Source organism: Gilvibacter sp. SZ-19 (assembly GCF_002163875.1).
Lineage (GTDB): Bacteria > Bacteroidota > Bacteroidia > Flavobacteriales > Flavobacteriaceae > Gilvibacter.
Genome location: NZ_CP019333.1, coordinates 477,906 through 493,181, shown reverse-complemented (window position 1 = coordinate 493,181; position 15,276 = coordinate 477,906). Strand labels below are relative to the sequence as shown.

Genomic DNA, 15,276 nt, shown 5'->3' with positions numbered 1-15,276 from the left:
CCTTAAAAGCTAATTTTGTTTTACTTTTCTTTGCAGAAATCCGAAGCATGACACGTACCAAAATTGCCGATCTGATCGTAGAACGCTTAACTGAGGCTAAATCCGAAGCCGCAGCACAATTCCAAGCGAGCAGCACTGCTATTGGACATTTTGTGGTCGATGAGTTGCTGCCCGAAGCTCTTGCATTGCAGATACACGAGGCATTTCCAGACAATCGTGACATGACCCTTAAAAAGAGTATCCGCGAATACAAGCACATTGCGGCTCAAATGGACCAGTACAATCCCATCTTAGAAGAGGCCATTTATGCCTTTCAAGACCCGAGGGTAGTGGCTTTAGTGCATGAAATTACAGGAATTACAGGTTTGGAACCCGACGAGAATTTGTACGCTGGAGGAATATCAGCCATGGCTCAAGGCAATTTTCTTAATCCGCATCTCGATAATTCACACGACAAGGATCGGAACAAATGGCGGGTGTTGAACCTCTTGTTTTATGTAACTCCAGATTGGAAAGACCAGTACGGAGGGCATTTGGAACTCTGGCCCGAGGGAGTTAAGAAACCGCAGATCACTTTACACAGCAGATTCAATCGGTTGGCAGTGATGGCAACGCATCAGAAGTCTTGGCACAGCGTGAGTCCGGTGGCTCACCAGGGAACGCGACAATGTGTATCGAACTACTACTTTTCTGATACGGCCTTAACACCAGAAGATCGCTTTCACGTGACTTCTTTTAGAGGTCGACCGGACCAAAAACTTCGAGACCTGGTCCTTCAATTAGATGCCAAAGCGCGTATGGCCCTGCGTAAAGTGTTTAAAAAAGGTGTGCGAGAAAATCCACATGTTTACAAGAAAGACCAATCCTAAATCTTAGTAGCTTAAATCCGCGGCACAACTTTTGTATCTTTAGTGAGCAACAAAATTGTTCATTATGCGAATTACAAAATTAATGCTCGTGGTCGCCATGCTGGCTAGCACAGTAAGCTTAGCTCAAGACGATTTGTATCTGAGTCCTACTGCTACTAAAACAGTAGATAATTCCTTGATCATTACTCCAGAAGGTAAAGTGGGGATCGGAAAAGCGGATCCTGCAGATGCTTTGGAGGTCAATGGTCGCATACATGCCAAGTCGGTAAAAGTGGATCTTGAAGGTTGGGCAGATTTTGTTTTTGCTGCGGATTACGATCTTCCGAGTCTCACTGCCATAGAGGCTCATATTAAAAAGTATGGGCATCTGCAGGGAATTCCATCGGAGGCAGAGGCCTTGGCTGCCGGAATAGATCTAGGTGAAATGAACACTTTGCTTTTGCAAAAGGTCGAAGAACTCACGCTGCATCTTATAGCAAAAGATAAAGAGGTCAAGGCATTAGAAGCGCGTTTGGCCAGATTAGAACAAGCTCTTTTAAACAAGCAATAATATGCGGCCAATAGTGCTTTTACTGTTTTGTTTTTGGAGTGTACTGGTTTTTGGGCAAGAGGCCAGCTGGTCCTATATTCGGCTAAAGCCTGAGGTTCCTATGCTCTTGGATAAGTTGGCTGAAGAAGAGGCCCGCACGGGTAACACTGCTTTGGATTCCAAACTCAATGCGGTGCCGAATTCGATCCTAAGAAAGGCATTTCTCTATTCAAAGAATCCTGTATTAAGCCGAACCTATTTATTGATCAGTGCGTCCGAAACTTTGGCTGCGGACTTGATGGAAGCTTTTCCGGAGATCTTTGAATTCTATGAAAACCTTAGACCAGAAGATGCCAAGGTGTTCTACCCGAACGACTACGGTAGCACCAACCCCTTAGGTACAACCACCACCGAAGGTTTTACCCTTGACTATTTAGACTACTTGGACGCGCCCAAGGCTTGGTATTATACTACCGGATCCAGAGACATCATTATTGGTATCTCAGACGGAAGTCTAGACACTACCAGAGTAGATTTTAAAGGCAAGAGCAAACAGCTAAGAAATTCTTCCTTGTCTAAAGGGCATGGCTATAGCATATCGGCTAATGCAGCAGCACAGGGAAACAATGGTTATGGGATCCCAGGGATCTGTTACGATTGTAGCATATACGGCACCAGCTATGGCCATTTTAAGACCTTGGAGCAACTGGTGGAACTGTCTTATGCGGGAGCTCATGTTATCAACTGCAGTTGGGGTTCGCCTATCTATTACGAGACCGCGCAACAGGCCATTTACGAGATATATAACAACGGAAGCATAGTAGTTGCGGCGGCACACAACAAGGATTGGAAAGTCACCAAAGGACAGAAGCCGTATTATCCGGCCTCTTACGATAAGGTGATCTCGGTAAGCGCTGTAATGCATCGTTATGACGACCCAGCGGACAATATTCTAATCGATGTCAAGGGAAACTACTATTCTGCCAATATCAAGAATATCGTGGGTCGTACCATGGGCTATCCCAATAATGACCTGACCGCTCAGCCTTTTGTTTGGCCGGTTTCTACGGCCAATCTGAACAAAGAGGTCGATATTCTAGCACCCAGTGTGGGGCTTTTCAGTTATTCCAAGTTCATTCTTAACGATACCATCAGTTACAGTATATCCGAGACGACTTCTGGAGCCACGCCTTTGGTTTCCGGGACTATTGGCTTAATGCTTTCGCTAAATCTCTGTCTGAGTTTTGAGGAAGTGGAGTCTATTCTCAAGGCAACCTCTACCAATATCGATGATCTTGAACCCAACAAGCGTTTTAAGGGTTACTACGGATCCGGGGCTTTGAATACCGGACGCGCCGTAACGCTTACGCATCATTTAATGAATCCGCAGGAGGTAGCGGAGCTGGTCAATCAGCGCTTTGATCGTTGGGATTTTGAATTTCGCTCTTTGGCCAAGAATACCGTGCTGCGCAATCAGGTATTTACAGGAACCGCTACACTAGACCTAAAAGCCAAGCAAGGTATTGAGCTACAAGATGGGGTTTTATTGGCTCCGGATGTAGGAGGTAGTATCCTTTTAGAGATGGATCCTGAGCTGGATTTTAGCTGCCCGGAGAAACTCCCCGAGAATCGGGAGATCATTATGCCAGATAAGGCGAAGGAGCCTAAGCGATCTTTCGGAAATAGAGGGAATTAGCTTTATTGAGGCCGATGGATCTTACGGATCTTGAACGGCTTTTGCTGCTGGGACTCAAAATAGGTACGCATTTGCAAGTCGATGATGATCCCGGAGGTGTAGAACTGAATTCCCATCAGCACAAATAAGACACCCACAAAAACCAAAGGACGATCACCAATCTCATTGCCTATTAGTTTTTCGTAGAGCAAATATCCATTGATCAATACCCCGAGCGTAAAAAAGAGCAAGCCGAGATTCCCGAACAAGTACATGGGTTTTTGCAAGTAGTTGCGCTGAAAAAGGATCAAGATCAAATCATTCACCACTTTTACAGTTCTCCCTAAGCCGTACTTGGATTTGCCAAACTTGCGCGGCCTATGGTTTACGGCAACCTCTGTGATTCGGGCTCCGTTTAGATAGGTCAACAGGCTAATAAAGCGGTGCATTTCTCCGTAAAGATTCAGCTCTTTTGCTGTTTCTGATTTAAAGACCTTTAGCGCGCAGCCTTGGTCTTTGACATTGAATTTTGTCGCCTTCCTAATTATGAAGTTGGCTATTTTAGAAGGGATCTTCTTTAAGAACGAATCCTTGCGGTTTTTGCGAAAGCCAGTAATAAGGTCCCAATCTTCGGCTTCCATTTTAGCCAGTAAAGCCGGAATATCCGCAGGGTCGTTCTGCATATCGCCGTCCAAAGTGACTATATAATCACCACTTGCATATTCTATACCTGCAGCCAAGGCCATAGACTGGCCGTAATTCTTTTTCAGTTCTAAGAGATGAACCCGCTCGTGCCCCAGTTGCAATACTTCTTGTCGAGTTGCATCGGTAGAGCAGTCGTCAATATAGATGATTTCGTAAGATATGTCTGCTAAAGCCTCGCTGATCTGGGCCGTTAAGGGTGCCACATTCTCTTCCTCGTTATACAAGGGGATGACCAGCGACAATTTCAAAGCGTCAGACATTGGGTTGGGTTTGGGCTGCAATATAGTATAAAACTAGAAGTTGGGCGGCTGGTAAACTCTAAAGTAAGGTGTTCGTTCAACCAATTGCCAACGTTCTTTTATCAAACCGGAAAGCCTTGCAGATTCTTCGTAATTGTTGGGGTGATCTTCAAAAGGTTCCAAAAAGACCGTCACCTTTTTATCTACAAGCATTTGATAATGCTTTTCTATCTCCCCAGCCAAGTGATGATCAAAAACCCAATCCACGCCTATAGGGTTTTTGGTATTGGTCACATAGTGTGCCAAGGTCATGCTGGGAATTACCGTAAAATTAGTGTAATCCGCACTTAAGGTTTTGAGTTCTTGATACTGCTGATAGGTTTCGGCATCGCTTTTTATGCCAGATAAGCGAGGAAATACTTCGCCCATATTGTAGGTGAGCTGACTGCGATTAGAATCGTTGTAAACGCTCTGATATCCTATAGAAAAGCAGGTCACAAAGCCTAGCAAAACCGCAAAAGCCCAGCCTTTGCTTAATTTGATTTTAGGGGCTTTGATAAGCAGCACATAGGCAGCAATGACCATGGCCACAGCAAAGTGTACCGGAGTCTTAAAGCCATTGCTTATAGACGCACACCAGCTCAGGCCTAAAAGCAACAGCAGCAGGCTGTATTTTTTGTCTTTAGTCCACATCAGCAGTCCAAAAAGAACCGCTAATAAGAACCACACTTGATACAGCCAAGCCTTAACGGTGTGATACGAATCCGGGTTTAAATAAAGGTAGATCAAATAAGCAGCGATTGCCAAGTGAAATACCACATAGCTTATATCCGCAGGGATCTTTTTTCTAAAATAATACAAGAAGCCGCTCAATGGGATCAACCATAAAGCTTGACTTTTAAAAGCTAGCGCGTAATTCTTAAATCCGGCATTAAAAAGGGAACTACCGCTGGTAAAACTGAAGGTTTGGGCGTAGAATGCTTCCCAAGCGCCTTTACCGTATAGTAGCCCTGCAAAACACAAAGCGTAAAAAAGTCCGAAGCCGATCAAGATCAGCAATTTTTTAAATTCTTTCTGCAAGACCAAATAGCCAGCGATCATTACCGGAAAGAAATAAAATGATTGTTTGCTGAGCACGCTTAAGGCGATAAAGAACGCCGCAAGAGCAATGGTATACCAAGGCCGATATTTTAAGAGTAGAAATAAGCCGATTACGCCAAAGAACACGCCGTCTATGGTGTTCCACGGCATGGGTGGGTAGTTGTGTATGGTCACTACTGCAGCCAGAGTGGCCAGAAAGTATCGCTCCTCTGCTTTTAACTGTAGCCAAAGATCCGACACGAGTCTTACAGCCAAATAGGAAAAACTAAAAACTTGCACAAAGTAAAAGCCGCGATTGAGCACATAAGCGTAATCTTCTGTCAAATAGAGAAAAAGCGAATGAAAGTAAGGCGGTAGCGCAGGCTTGATATAGTAGAAATCCAAATGCGGAAAGTAGCCGTTGTACATCGACCAAGAAATACCAAAAATGGAGCCCATGTCGCCGTTCTCAAGACCATAAGGAGTGTAAAAAAGCAAATAGCCTACAAGGCAAGTCCAAAAAGCGAGTTTAAAAGGATTCTTGAACCAAGAAATTAGTTGCTCTTGGGCAATTGTGGTCATGCTATACGGTCTTTTGTACCACCTCAAAGATCTGTTGCTCGTCACACTTGAGGGTTTTAGAAGGGTATTTCAAGATCAAGGCGTAATCGTGGGTGGCCATTAAGATGGTATTCCCGTTCTTGTTGATCTCTTGCAATACTTCCATGACCTCTACAGAGGTTTGCGGGTCTAGGTTTCCGGTAGGTTCGTCTGCCAAAATGATCTCTGGCTCGTTGAGCAAGGCGCGCGCTATGGCGATGCGTTGTTGTTCTCCGCCAGACAGCTCATAGGGATACTTGAAAGCCTTGGTTTCCATGCCTACTTTAGAGAGCACTGCTTCTATGCGCTGATCCATTTTAGGTTTCTCTTTCCAACCTGTCGCCTTAAGGACAAACAGTAAATTCTCCTTGACCGTTCTGTCATTTAGCAGTTTAAAGTCTTGAAAAACCACGCCCAATTTTCGGCGTAAGAACGGAATGTCCTTTTCCTTTAAAGTGCTTAGGTCGTAGTCTGCTACAAAACCTTCTCCTTGTTTTAGCGGCAGGTCTCCGTAAAGGGTTTTCATAAAACTACTTTTCCCGGAGCCTGTCTTTCCAATTAGGTAAACAAATTCTCCCTTGTTCACAGTAAGATCCACATCTTTTAGAATGAGATTCTGATTCTGAAAAATGGCAGCTTTAGAAAGTTTTACAACGGCTTCTGACATAAAAGGGTTCGGGTTTTAGCGTCTGTTACGAAAATACTCTTTTTGTGCTAAGGTCTTTGCCAGGCGACTTAGTTTTTTGTAACAAAGTCACCAACAAGGCGTTTGTTAGTAAACAACGCTCGAATTGCAATAATGTTTATAACCCCTTTATAATTTAGCGCGAATCGGGACGTTATTAGGATAAGTATCACGCTATCTTTATCGGCGTTTTAACCCAAAATCATGAACAGATACCTCACCGTATTTTTCCTATTCTTTATGCTGAGTTTAGGTAGCTTTGCTCAGCAATCTGCAGTCTATACCAGTGACGATGTCACCTTTAAAAAAGCCGTAGCACTCTATAATGCAGGCCAGTATTTGGCTGCTCAGCCATTATTTCAACGTATTGGTCGCGAGGCCGAAGACGAAGGCCTTAAAGGCGAGTGCGCCTATTTTGCAGCCAACTGCGCGGTACGTCTCAACCAGCAAGGCGCAGATGCTATGATGGAGGCCTTTGTGGCCGATTACCCAACCAGTGTCCGCAGAAATTCTGCCTATATAGATGTGGCCGAATATTATTTTGAGAACGGCAAATATTCTTATGCGCGCAAGTGGTATGACAAGGTAGACGACAGTCGTCTTAACCGCGCCGATCTGGAACGTTTCTATTTCAACAACGGATACGCCTATTTTAAAAGCAAGAACTGGGAGGAGGCCAAGACCTATCTCAACCGTGTAGCCGACTCTAAGAACTACGGTTCTCAGGCCAAATATTACTTAGGCTTCATCGCCTATGAGAATGATTCCTATGAGGAGGCCAACGATTATTTTGACCAAGTAGGGGACAACCCGGCCTATAACGAAGAGCTGTCTTACTATCAGGCCGATATGAACTTCAAGCTCGGGAATTTTCAAAAGGCCATAGACCTCGGTTTGGAGCAGTACGACTCCGCAGCACCAAGAGAACGCTCCGAGCTTGCCAAGATCATTGGAGAGAGTTATTTCAACCTTGAAAAATATGCAGCGGCCATTCCGTATCTAAAGGAATTCAAAGGCCGCAGAGGCAAATGGAACAATACCGATTATTACCAATTGGGCTATGCGTATTACAAACAAGGACAATATGCCGAGGCAATTGCAGAGTTCAATAAGATAGTGGACGGGCGTAACTCGGTTGCGCAAAACGCTTTTTACCATTTGGCAGAATCTTACCTCAAATTAGACAAGAAACAAGAGGCTTTAAATGCGTTTAAAAATGCTTCGGAGATGGATTTTTCTGCGGAGATAAGACAGGATGCTTGGCTCAACTACGCCAAGCTGAGTTACGAGATCGGGAATCCCTACACCAGTGTGCCACAGGTATTGGCCAGTTATATGGACACCTATCCGGAGTCTGAAGCCAATGCAGAATTGCAAGCCTTACTTATTGACTCTTATATCACTTCTAAGAACTACGAGGAAGCCTTGAATTTATTGGAGCGCGAAAATGACGCAGCCAGTAAGGCGGCTTATCAGAAAGTGGCTTTTTATCGCGCCGTGGAACTGATCTTGGACAGTGAATACGCAAGCGCCGAAGAATATTTAGATAAATCTTTGATCCACAAATTAGACCCGAGCTTTACCGCTAGGGCCACCTATTGGAAGGCGCAATGTGATTACGAACTCAGCAATTATGCAGAAGCGCTTGTTGGTTATAGACAATTTGCACAACTCGGCGGAAGTTCCAATATTCCCGAATGGCAGGATTTTAAATATCACAAAGCCTATGTGCATTTCAAACTCAAAGAGTACAACGAGGCCATTACTGATTTTACGAGTTTTTCTGTGACTTCTTCAAACCTCGACCTAAAGAATGATGCCCTTTTGCGGTTGGGAGATAGTTATTTTGTGACCAGCAAATACTGGCCGGCTATGGAACACTACAATATGGCTATTGAAGGCGGGGTTCCCTCGACAGACTATGCCGAGTTTCAAAAGGCAATATCCTACGGTTTTGTAGATAGAAATCCGCAGAAAATAGAAGGCTTAAAGAACTTTGCTAGTAAATATCCACGCTCTGCCTACAAAGACGATGCACTTTACGAATTGGGGAATACCTATGTGAGCATAGACAATATTCCGGAGGCCATGCGCACTTACGATCAGTTGGTACAGGAGGTTCCGCAAAGCAGTTATGTTCCACGTGCCCTGCTTAAAAAAGCGCTCTTACTGGATAACGACAACAGATCCGATGAAGCCTTGAGTATCTTTAGAGATGTTGTGGCCAATTATCCCGGAACCCCGGAAGCTTTGCAAGCGGTTTCTTCTGCCAAGTTGATCTATATTGATCAGGGACGTGTAGACGAATACGGAGCCTGGGTTTCTTCTTTGGATTTTGTTGAGGTAGCCGATTCTGAACTAGACGATGCTACATATAAGGCTGCCGAGCAGTCTTTCTTGGCAAATAACAAACGCCAAGCGATTAGCAGATTTAAAAAGTATGTTGAAGACTTCCCCAGCGGACGCCACGCCTTGCAAGCAAATTTTTATTTAGGGCAGTTGTATTATGGGGAACAGGCCTATGCAGAGACCATTCCTCATTATACTTATGTGGTGGAGCAGCCGCGGAGTGAATATACCGAACAGGCGCTTTCGAGGCTATCTCAGGTATATTTGGAGCAGCAAGACTACGCTCAGGCGATAGGACTTTTAGAAGAGTTGGAACAAGTGGCGGATTTTCCGGAGAACATCATCTTTGCCCAGTCCAATATTATGAAGTCCAGTTATGAACTAAAGCGCTACGAGCAGGCTGTGACCTATGCCGATAAAGTTTTGGCCAACCCCAAGATAGATACCAAGGTAAAAAGTGATGCTCAGATCATCATTGCTCGCGCTGCATGGCAGACCGGCGATATGGCCAAGGCAAAAGCAGCCTACAACGAAGTGAACAAAATCGCTTCTGGTGCCTTGAAAGCAGAATCCTTGTACTATAAAGCCTACTTCCAAAATACAGACGGGGAGTATGCTGATTCTAATGCCACAGTACAAATCCTGGCAAAAGATTACTCCGGCTATAAAGAGCTCGGCGCTAAAGGCTTGGTGGTCATGGCCAAGAATTTCTTTGCCTTAGATGACGCTTACCAGGCAACCTACATACTGGAAAGTGTAATTAGCAATTTTGCTGACTTTCCGGAAGTTGTTACCGAGGCAGAACAGGAGTTAGCAACCATCAAAGCCGCTCAGGCCAAAACGAACGCTTCGGTAGAGACCGGAGGTAGCAATTAATTCATCATCAATCTTATTCGAATGACTTTATATAACAGACTGATTGCGCTCAGCATGCTATTATTGCTAGGGAGTTTTTCTTCCTTTGCACAAGACGATGAAGACCAAACATTAGATACGGAAGTGGTCAATGTGGTGCGGCCCTATACGCCGAGTTTGTCAGATGCATTTAAGATAAAACAAACCCCAGAGATCAACGATTCTATAACCAGTCAAAAGCAAGACGTAACCTACGGGATCTATTCTGTACCAGTAGCTTCTACTTTTACGCCAGCCAAAGGAACTGCCGTTGGCGTAGAAAAAGCAGAACGCGCGCCGCTTTATGATAATTATGCGACCTTAGGCTTGGGTAGTTACACGACTGCTTTGGCAGAGTTCTATTCGAGTTGGCAACTGAGCCGTACTGATAACTTTGGCCTTTTCTTGCAGCACAATTCGGCACAGGGAGATATAGAAGATATTCCCTTAGATGCCAGTTTTCTGGATACCGATCTGGCTTTGTCCTATACCTCTTTTCAACGCGATCTGGGGTACGACATTAATTTAGATGTTACGCATCAGCTCTACAATTGGTACGGAGTCAATCCAACTGTATCACTCCCGCAAGAGCTAATTGAAAGTATTGACCCAACACAAACCTATTTCAGTGCTTTTTTAAGCGGTGGATTGACCTTAGAAGATTCTTATTTCAAGTCCGGCCGTGGGAGCATTGGTTTCTTGTCAGATAAATTTGGTTCTAACGAGATCCGCGCGACTCTGAATCCACAAATAGAATTACCCATCACAGACTATCGCTTTCTGGTTGATGTAGACCTGGACTTTGTTTCGGGCAGTTTTGAACGCAGTTATTTTGACGATATGCCAATAGATTATGGGTTCCTTAACCTTGGTCTAAGCCCAGCTCTAGAGATCTTAACTGACGATCTAACACTATACCTCGGAGCTGCCGTGTATATGGGACAGGATATTGAAAACAGTGATACGGATCTGTTCGTGTATCCGCGGGTTAGAGCTTCTTATCGTTTGTTGGACGATACCGTTATTGCCTACGGAGGAATAGAGGGAGATCTGAATCAGAACTCCTACTACGACTTAAAAGAAGAGAATCCATTTGTGTCTCCTACCTTGACCATAGCCCCAACAGATCAGGTTTACGATGCCTACTTAGGTCTTAAGGGAAAGTTTGGTGGGAACCTGAGTTATAACTTCCGCGGAGGTTACTCCAATGAGAACAATAAACCATTATTCCTGGCTAATCCGTACAAAGGTGCAGGCCAAGGATTTGAAGGTTATGAATTTGGCAACTCCTTCCAAGTGGTCTATGACAATGTACAGACCTTGAATTTCTTTGGAGAGCTGAAGATTGCTTTAACCGAGCAAGCCACTTTTGGTGTTAGTGGAAACTACTACGGTTATGATGGAGAGCTTACCGGCAGCAACCCTTGGAATTTACCAGAGTTTACCGCTGCTGCTACTGTAGATGTTCAATTCTCAGAAAAATTATTTGCTGGAGCCAGCCTGTTCTTTGTAGGCGAGCGCCAAGACGTTTTTTCTGACACCTTCACCACAACCTTACCAGTGGTAGTTACCTTAGACAATTATTTCGATGCCAACCTCTACGCGACCTATCGCATCAATGAGCGGGTTTCTATCTTTGCGCGTGGGAATAACTTAGTGGGAACCAACTACCAGAAGTGGTTTAACTTTCCGGTGCAAGGGTTGCAGCTCTTAGCAGGAGCTACCTATAAATTCAATTGGTAGTACTGCGGAGGTGACCCGGTGAACTTGCGGTAGATTTCGCGTCTATTGTTGTATTTTTATAAAAAAAATCCAACCATGCGAATTTTATCCTTGCTGCTACTTTGCAGCTTGTTCTCTTGTAAGACTGCAACAGAAAAGATCCCTGCGGAGCTTATCGTTACCAATGCCAATATCTACACGGTAGATGCTCAGTTCAGAACCGCCAATGCTTTTGCTGTAGGTGAAGGAGGGGTGATTTTAGGAGTCGGTTCGGACTATGAGATCACAGCTGAATACGAAAGTGAAAATGTCTATAATGCACAAGGAAAAACCATAGTTCCGGGTCTTATAGATGCACATGCGCACTTACTCAATTTAGGAGTTGGTATGCAAGAAGTAGACTTGGTTGGCACCAAAAGTGCCGAGGATGTCATTGCAAGGGTGAAGGCCTTTCAAGCGCAAAACCAAAGCGAGTTCATTAGCGGTCGTGGCTGGGATCAGAACGACTGGGAGGTCAAAGAGTTTCCAACCAAAGAGCAATTAGATGCAGCCTTTCCAGATACTCCGGTGGCCTTGCGCAGAATAGACGGTCACGCCTTATGGGTAAATTCCAAAGCATTAGCAATGGCTGGAGTAACGGCTAGCACTAAATTGCCAGGTGGTGAGGTCATCTTAAAAAACGGAGCTCCAAGCGGAATCCTAGTTGATGCACCTATGCGATTAGTAGATGCCGTACGCCCTGCAAAAGATGTTGCCTATTACGTAAAAGCCCTGACCGATGCAGAATCGAATTGTCTTTCCTACGGGCTAACTACAGTAAACGATGCTGGTCTAGACAGAGCCGCAATCGAACTTATTGATTCCCTGCAGCAAGCCGGTACTTTGAAACTGCGCTTGTACGCCATGGTATCTAATGCTCCAGAAAATCTGGATCACTTTTTAAATAAAGGAATTCTCAAGACCGATAGACTCAATGTACGTTCTGTAAAAGTTTATGGCGACGGAGCCCTGGGTTCTAGAGGAGCTGCCTTACGTGCACCCTACAGCGACCAAGATGGACATTACGGGGCCATGATCACCACAGAAGAAGATCTTCTGGCTTTGGCCAAGCGCATTAATGCGGCAGGATATCAAATGAACACCCACGCTATTGGCGACTCTGCAAACATTGCTGTTTTGCGCGCTTATTCAGAAGTGCTAAAAGATCAAACAGATGCCCGTTGGAAGGTAGAGCACGCCCAAGTGATCAGTGTGGCAGACTTCGATTATTTTTCTAAGAATATTATCCCTTCAGTACAACCCACCCACGCTACCAGTGATATGTATTGGGCAGAAGATCGCGTTGGTCCAGACCGCATTAAAGGAGCCTATTCTTTTAAGACCTTATTGGACAAGGCAGGCTTGGTTGCTCTAGGAACCGATTTTCCGGTGGAGCAAGTGAATCCTATGCTGACCTTTTACGCCGCTGTAGCGCGCCAAGATCTGGAAGGATATCCAGAAGGTGGGTTCTTGCCTGAGCAAAAACTCAGCAGAGAAGAAGCGCTTAAAGGAATGACCATTTGGGCCGCTTATTCGAACTTTGAAGAAGAAGAAAAGGGCAGTATAGAAGTAGGTAAATTGGCCGATTTTACGGTGCTATCCGCAGATATTATGACAATAGCCGAATCAGATATACCGAATGTTACTGCTGTTCGTACCTATATAAACGGGGAGCTCGTTTACGAGCAAAAATAAAATGACCTAGAGTCCGCCGTTGGCCTGTAGATCTGCAATACAAAGCGGATCTAAAGGAGTAATGGCGTTGTAGTTCTTCATCTTAAAGATTCCTCCTTGAATTTCCGTTTGGAAGAACATCAGGCAGTCTTCAACTACGCAGTGATGGGTATTGATAGGATCTTCGTGATCTGAAGCCAAGGGAGTTCCCAGATCTACCAGACCAAGTAAATGACCAAACTCGTGATTAAGGGTAGTGCTTTCTAAAGCGACACGTCCTGGCTCTCCAGTTTCGTCACTGAACTCGCGAATGGTCTCTTCGTAGATCACCAAGGAAGTATTTCTGTAAGCTGTACCCAGGGTTTTACTGAACTGGGTATCGTTTATATTGGCTCCATCAGTAAAGAAAATAAATACCCCTAGGGTAGTGCCCTGGTTGTATACCGTACGAACTTGATCTTCTATCTCGGCTATCTCCGCAGTACTAAAAGGCTGCATGCCAATAGGCGCAATGGATCTTTGGGTAAAAGTGATTCCTCCAGGTTTATTGAGTCGTTCTTCTAGAAAGATGCGCAAATTATCTATGGTTTCGGCACGTGGATTGAAATTCTCTACAAAGACCAGCTCCACATTAATGGCGTCAAAATTGGTGTTTCCCAAAAGATCGGCAGCCGAATCTCCAACACTCAAAAGGTTGGCGGCGTTGGGATTGGGTTCTTCGGTATCATCGCCTCCCGAGGAATCGTCACTTTTACAGGATGAAAGGACAAAAAAGGTCAACAGGAGTAAATAGGGGAGGTATCTTAATTTATTCATCGATTTAATATTTTTCTTTGTACGGTCAATTAATCAAATAAAAAATATTTGCATCGATCAACCGCTTTGCTTTCGCACAAAAAATTTAATTTAAACTAAACTCATTTTAGCAATTAAATTTGTTTGTGCTCATTTCATAGCGTGATTGTGTACTTTGCACAAAATTAAAGCATTTTTTTATTCTTATGAGAGCTCTCTTTCTATTAACGCTACTTTCACTGTTTTGTTTTTCTGCGGATGCCCAAACAGATGCTGCACAACAACAGACCATCAATTATCTTAAAATAAACGGGACGCAAACCCAGTACGAAGCGGCTTTTGACCAAATGGTCGGACTGATAAAGAATCAATTCGAAGGTTCTGGGGTGCCTGCATCGCAGTGGGAAAAATTAGAGGCTAAAAAATCCGAAGCTGTATCGGGTATAGTGAATATGCTAGCTTCTGTATACCGTAGTTATTTCGAAGAAACCGATATTCAGAACCTATATACACATTACAGCAGTTCCCCAGAGCAGCAGCGAGCCAATCAGAATACGTTTATCAATTCTGCTACCGGACAGAAGTTGGTAGCAGTGCAACAAAGTCTTATTCAGAATATTTCTGCCGCATCAGAATCTTGGAGTCGCGATCTGTATATGGATACCATCAATGAGTTGAAGGCACTAGGTTATGCTCCTAAACAGCAGTAAGTCTGGCGAGATAATCGAAGTTCTCCCCTTCTTCGATAAGTTCAAACTGTAAACCCGCCAATTGGGCCAAGATCCCAAAGGTCTCTGGGTCCAGGTACAACCAATAATAAGGTTCGGATTGTTGCCCTTTGTAATGCAACACACATTCCAGCTCCCCGTAATATTTTAAATATTCGGGCACGTCCAAGTTTCCAGCCTCATCGTAGTCATACATATATTGCAGGTCACTGGAGTCTATGAGGATTTGTCCCTGCGGAGCCAAGAGCGATCTGAGATGTTCCAAGGCTTTTTTAGTCTGATCCAAGCGCCCAAAAAGCCCAGTGCCGTTCATCAGAAGTAGTAAGGTGTCAAACTTTTCATGTTCAAGCTCGTAGATAGATTCGCAGCGCGTTTGCATTACACCGCGAGCTTTAGTTACTTCAATATTATCGGTGCTAAGATCTAAAGCGGTTACGTCATGACCTTGCTTTTGGAGGTATAGGCTATGCGAGCCAGCTCCGCAGCCAACATCCAAAATTTTACCACGAGCTAGTTCCAAAGCCTTTTGTTCAATAAAAGGCATGTCGTCATAGTCACGGAACAAATGTTTTAGTGGCAAGACATCCTTTTCGCTAATGGAGGTTTCGTTCCAGAGGTCTTCTGTATCTTTACCCGCAAAGTGGTCTTTTATGGCCTGGCCCATGAGATCGGTAACACGCATCCGCAGAAACT

12 protein-coding genes are annotated in these 15,276 nt (G+C 44.4%); 7 read left to right on the top strand and 5 right to left on the bottom strand.

Going from position 1 to position 15,276, the window contains the following annotated elements:
• The first annotated feature begins 47 nt into the window (after positions 1-47).
• From BTO09_RS02225 to BTO09_RS02215, 3 genes are all read left to right on the top strand, one after another.
• Positions 48-869: a 2OG-Fe(II) oxygenase gene (locus tag BTO09_RS02225; protein WP_087523108.1), complete on the top strand. Its 822-nt coding sequence runs from the start codon at positions 48-50 to the stop codon at positions 867-869.
• A 64-nt stretch (positions 870-933) separates the two neighbouring features.
• Positions 934-1,419: a hypothetical protein gene (locus BTO09_RS02220; RefSeq protein WP_087523107.1), complete on the top strand. Its 486-nt coding sequence runs from the start codon at positions 934-936 to the stop codon at positions 1,417-1,419.
• Position 1,420: 1 nt separating this feature from the next.
• Positions 1,421-3,094, top strand: coding sequence for a S8 family serine peptidase (locus tag BTO09_RS02215; RefSeq protein WP_087523106.1), 1,674 nt, complete (start codon positions 1,421-1,423; stop codon positions 3,092-3,094).
• Positions 3,095-3,096: 2 nt separating this feature from the next.
• Here BTO09_RS02215 and BTO09_RS02210 read toward each other — a convergent pair whose 3' ends face one another.
• From BTO09_RS02210 to BTO09_RS02200, 3 genes are read right to left on the bottom strand one after another with little or no spacing between them, the layout of a single operon-like run.
• Positions 3,097-4,038, bottom strand: a complete 942-nt coding sequence (locus tag BTO09_RS02210; protein ID WP_087523105.1) for a glycosyltransferase family 2 protein — start codon at positions 4,036-4,038, stop codon at positions 3,097-3,099.
• Between the two features lie 33 nt (positions 4,039-4,071).
• Positions 4,072-5,679, bottom strand: coding sequence for a hypothetical protein (locus BTO09_RS02205; protein WP_087523104.1), 1,608 nt, complete (start codon positions 5,677-5,679; stop codon positions 4,072-4,074).
• A gap of 1 nt (position 5,680) precedes the next feature.
• Positions 5,681-6,364 carry a cell division ATP-binding protein FtsE gene (locus BTO09_RS02200; RefSeq protein WP_087523103.1) on the bottom strand — a complete coding sequence of 228 codons (684 nt, stop codon included), beginning with the start codon at positions 6,362-6,364 and terminating at the stop codon, positions 5,681-5,683.
• A gap of 222 nt (positions 6,365-6,586) precedes the next feature.
• Between BTO09_RS02200 and BTO09_RS02195 the strand changes: the two genes are divergently transcribed.
• The 3 genes from BTO09_RS02195 to BTO09_RS02185 all read left to right on the top strand — a co-directional run bounded on the left by BTO09_RS02195 (position 6,587) and on the right by BTO09_RS02185 (position 13,081).
• Complete coding sequence (locus BTO09_RS02195; protein ID WP_087523102.1) at positions 6,587-9,607, top strand: tetratricopeptide repeat protein; 3,021 nt, start codon at positions 6,587-6,589, stop codon at positions 9,605-9,607.
• A 21-nt stretch (positions 9,608-9,628) separates the two neighbouring features.
• Complete coding sequence (locus BTO09_RS02190; RefSeq protein WP_087523101.1) at positions 9,629-11,368, top strand: TonB-dependent receptor; 1,740 nt, start codon at positions 9,629-9,631, stop codon at positions 11,366-11,368.
• 75 nt (positions 11,369-11,443) lie between these two features.
• Entirely contained in the window at positions 11,444-13,081 is a 1,638-nt protein-coding gene (locus tag BTO09_RS02185) for an amidohydrolase (protein ID WP_087523100.1), read from the top strand.
• A gap of 6 nt (positions 13,082-13,087) precedes the next feature.
• Here the strand turns inward: BTO09_RS02185 and BTO09_RS02180 are convergent, their stop codons facing one another.
• Complete coding sequence (locus tag BTO09_RS02180) at positions 13,088-13,876, bottom strand: hypothetical protein (protein ID WP_087523099.1); 789 nt, start codon at positions 13,874-13,876, stop codon at positions 13,088-13,090.
• Between the two features lie 185 nt (positions 13,877-14,061).
• Between BTO09_RS02180 and BTO09_RS02175 the strand changes: the two genes are divergently transcribed.
• The gene (locus BTO09_RS02175) at positions 14,062-14,565 is read left to right on the top strand and encodes a DUF2059 domain-containing protein (RefSeq protein WP_087523098.1); all 504 of its coding nucleotides are present in this window, start codon (positions 14,062-14,064) and stop codon (positions 14,563-14,565) included.
• Here BTO09_RS02175 and BTO09_RS02170 read toward each other — a convergent pair.
• Complete coding sequence (locus BTO09_RS02170) at positions 14,552-15,265, bottom strand: bifunctional 2-polyprenyl-6-hydroxyphenol methylase/3-demethylubiquinol 3-O-methyltransferase UbiG (RefSeq protein WP_087523097.1); 714 nt, start codon at positions 15,263-15,265, stop codon at positions 14,552-14,554. The two genes, BTO09_RS02175 and BTO09_RS02170, sit on opposite strands and share 14 nt — an antisense overlap.
• Positions 15,266-15,276 lie beyond the last annotated feature (11 nt).

Bases quoted from the DNA above. Each gene is read 5' to 3' on its own strand.
- BTO09_RS02225 (WP_087523108.1), top strand. From the start codon at position 48: ATGACACGTACCAAAATTGCCGATCTGATCGTAGAACGCTTAACTGAG.
- BTO09_RS02220 (WP_087523107.1), top strand. From the start codon at position 934: ATGCGAATTACAAAATTAATGCTCGTGGTCGCCATGCTGGCTAGCACA.
- BTO09_RS02215 (WP_087523106.1), top strand. From the start codon at position 1,421: ATGCGGCCAATAGTGCTTTTACTGTTTTGTTTTTGGAGTGTACTGGTT.
- BTO09_RS02210 (WP_087523105.1), bottom strand. From the start codon at position 4,038: ATGTCTGACGCTTTGAAATTGTCGCTGGTCATCCCCTTGTATAACGAG.
- BTO09_RS02205 (WP_087523104.1), bottom strand. From the start codon at position 5,679: ATGACCACAATTGCCCAAGAGCAACTAATTTCTTGGTTCAAGAATCCT.
- BTO09_RS02200 (WP_087523103.1), bottom strand. From the start codon at position 6,364: ATGTCAGAAGCCGTTGTAAAACTTTCTAAAGCTGCCATTTTTCAGAAT.
- BTO09_RS02195 (WP_087523102.1), top strand. From the start codon at position 6,587: ATGAACAGATACCTCACCGTATTTTTCCTATTCTTTATGCTGAGTTTA.
- BTO09_RS02190 (WP_087523101.1), top strand. From the start codon at position 9,629: ATGACTTTATATAACAGACTGATTGCGCTCAGCATGCTATTATTGCTA.
- BTO09_RS02185 (WP_087523100.1), top strand. From the start codon at position 11,444: ATGCGAATTTTATCCTTGCTGCTACTTTGCAGCTTGTTCTCTTGTAAG.
- BTO09_RS02180 (WP_087523099.1), bottom strand. From the start codon at position 13,876: ATGAATAAATTAAGATACCTCCCCTATTTACTCCTGTTGACCTTTTTT.
- BTO09_RS02175 (WP_087523098.1), top strand. From the start codon at position 14,062: ATGAGAGCTCTCTTTCTATTAACGCTACTTTCACTGTTTTGTTTTTCT.
- BTO09_RS02170 (WP_087523097.1), bottom strand. From the start codon at position 15,265: ATGCGTGTTACCGATCTCATGGGCCAGGCCATAAAAGACCACTTTGCG.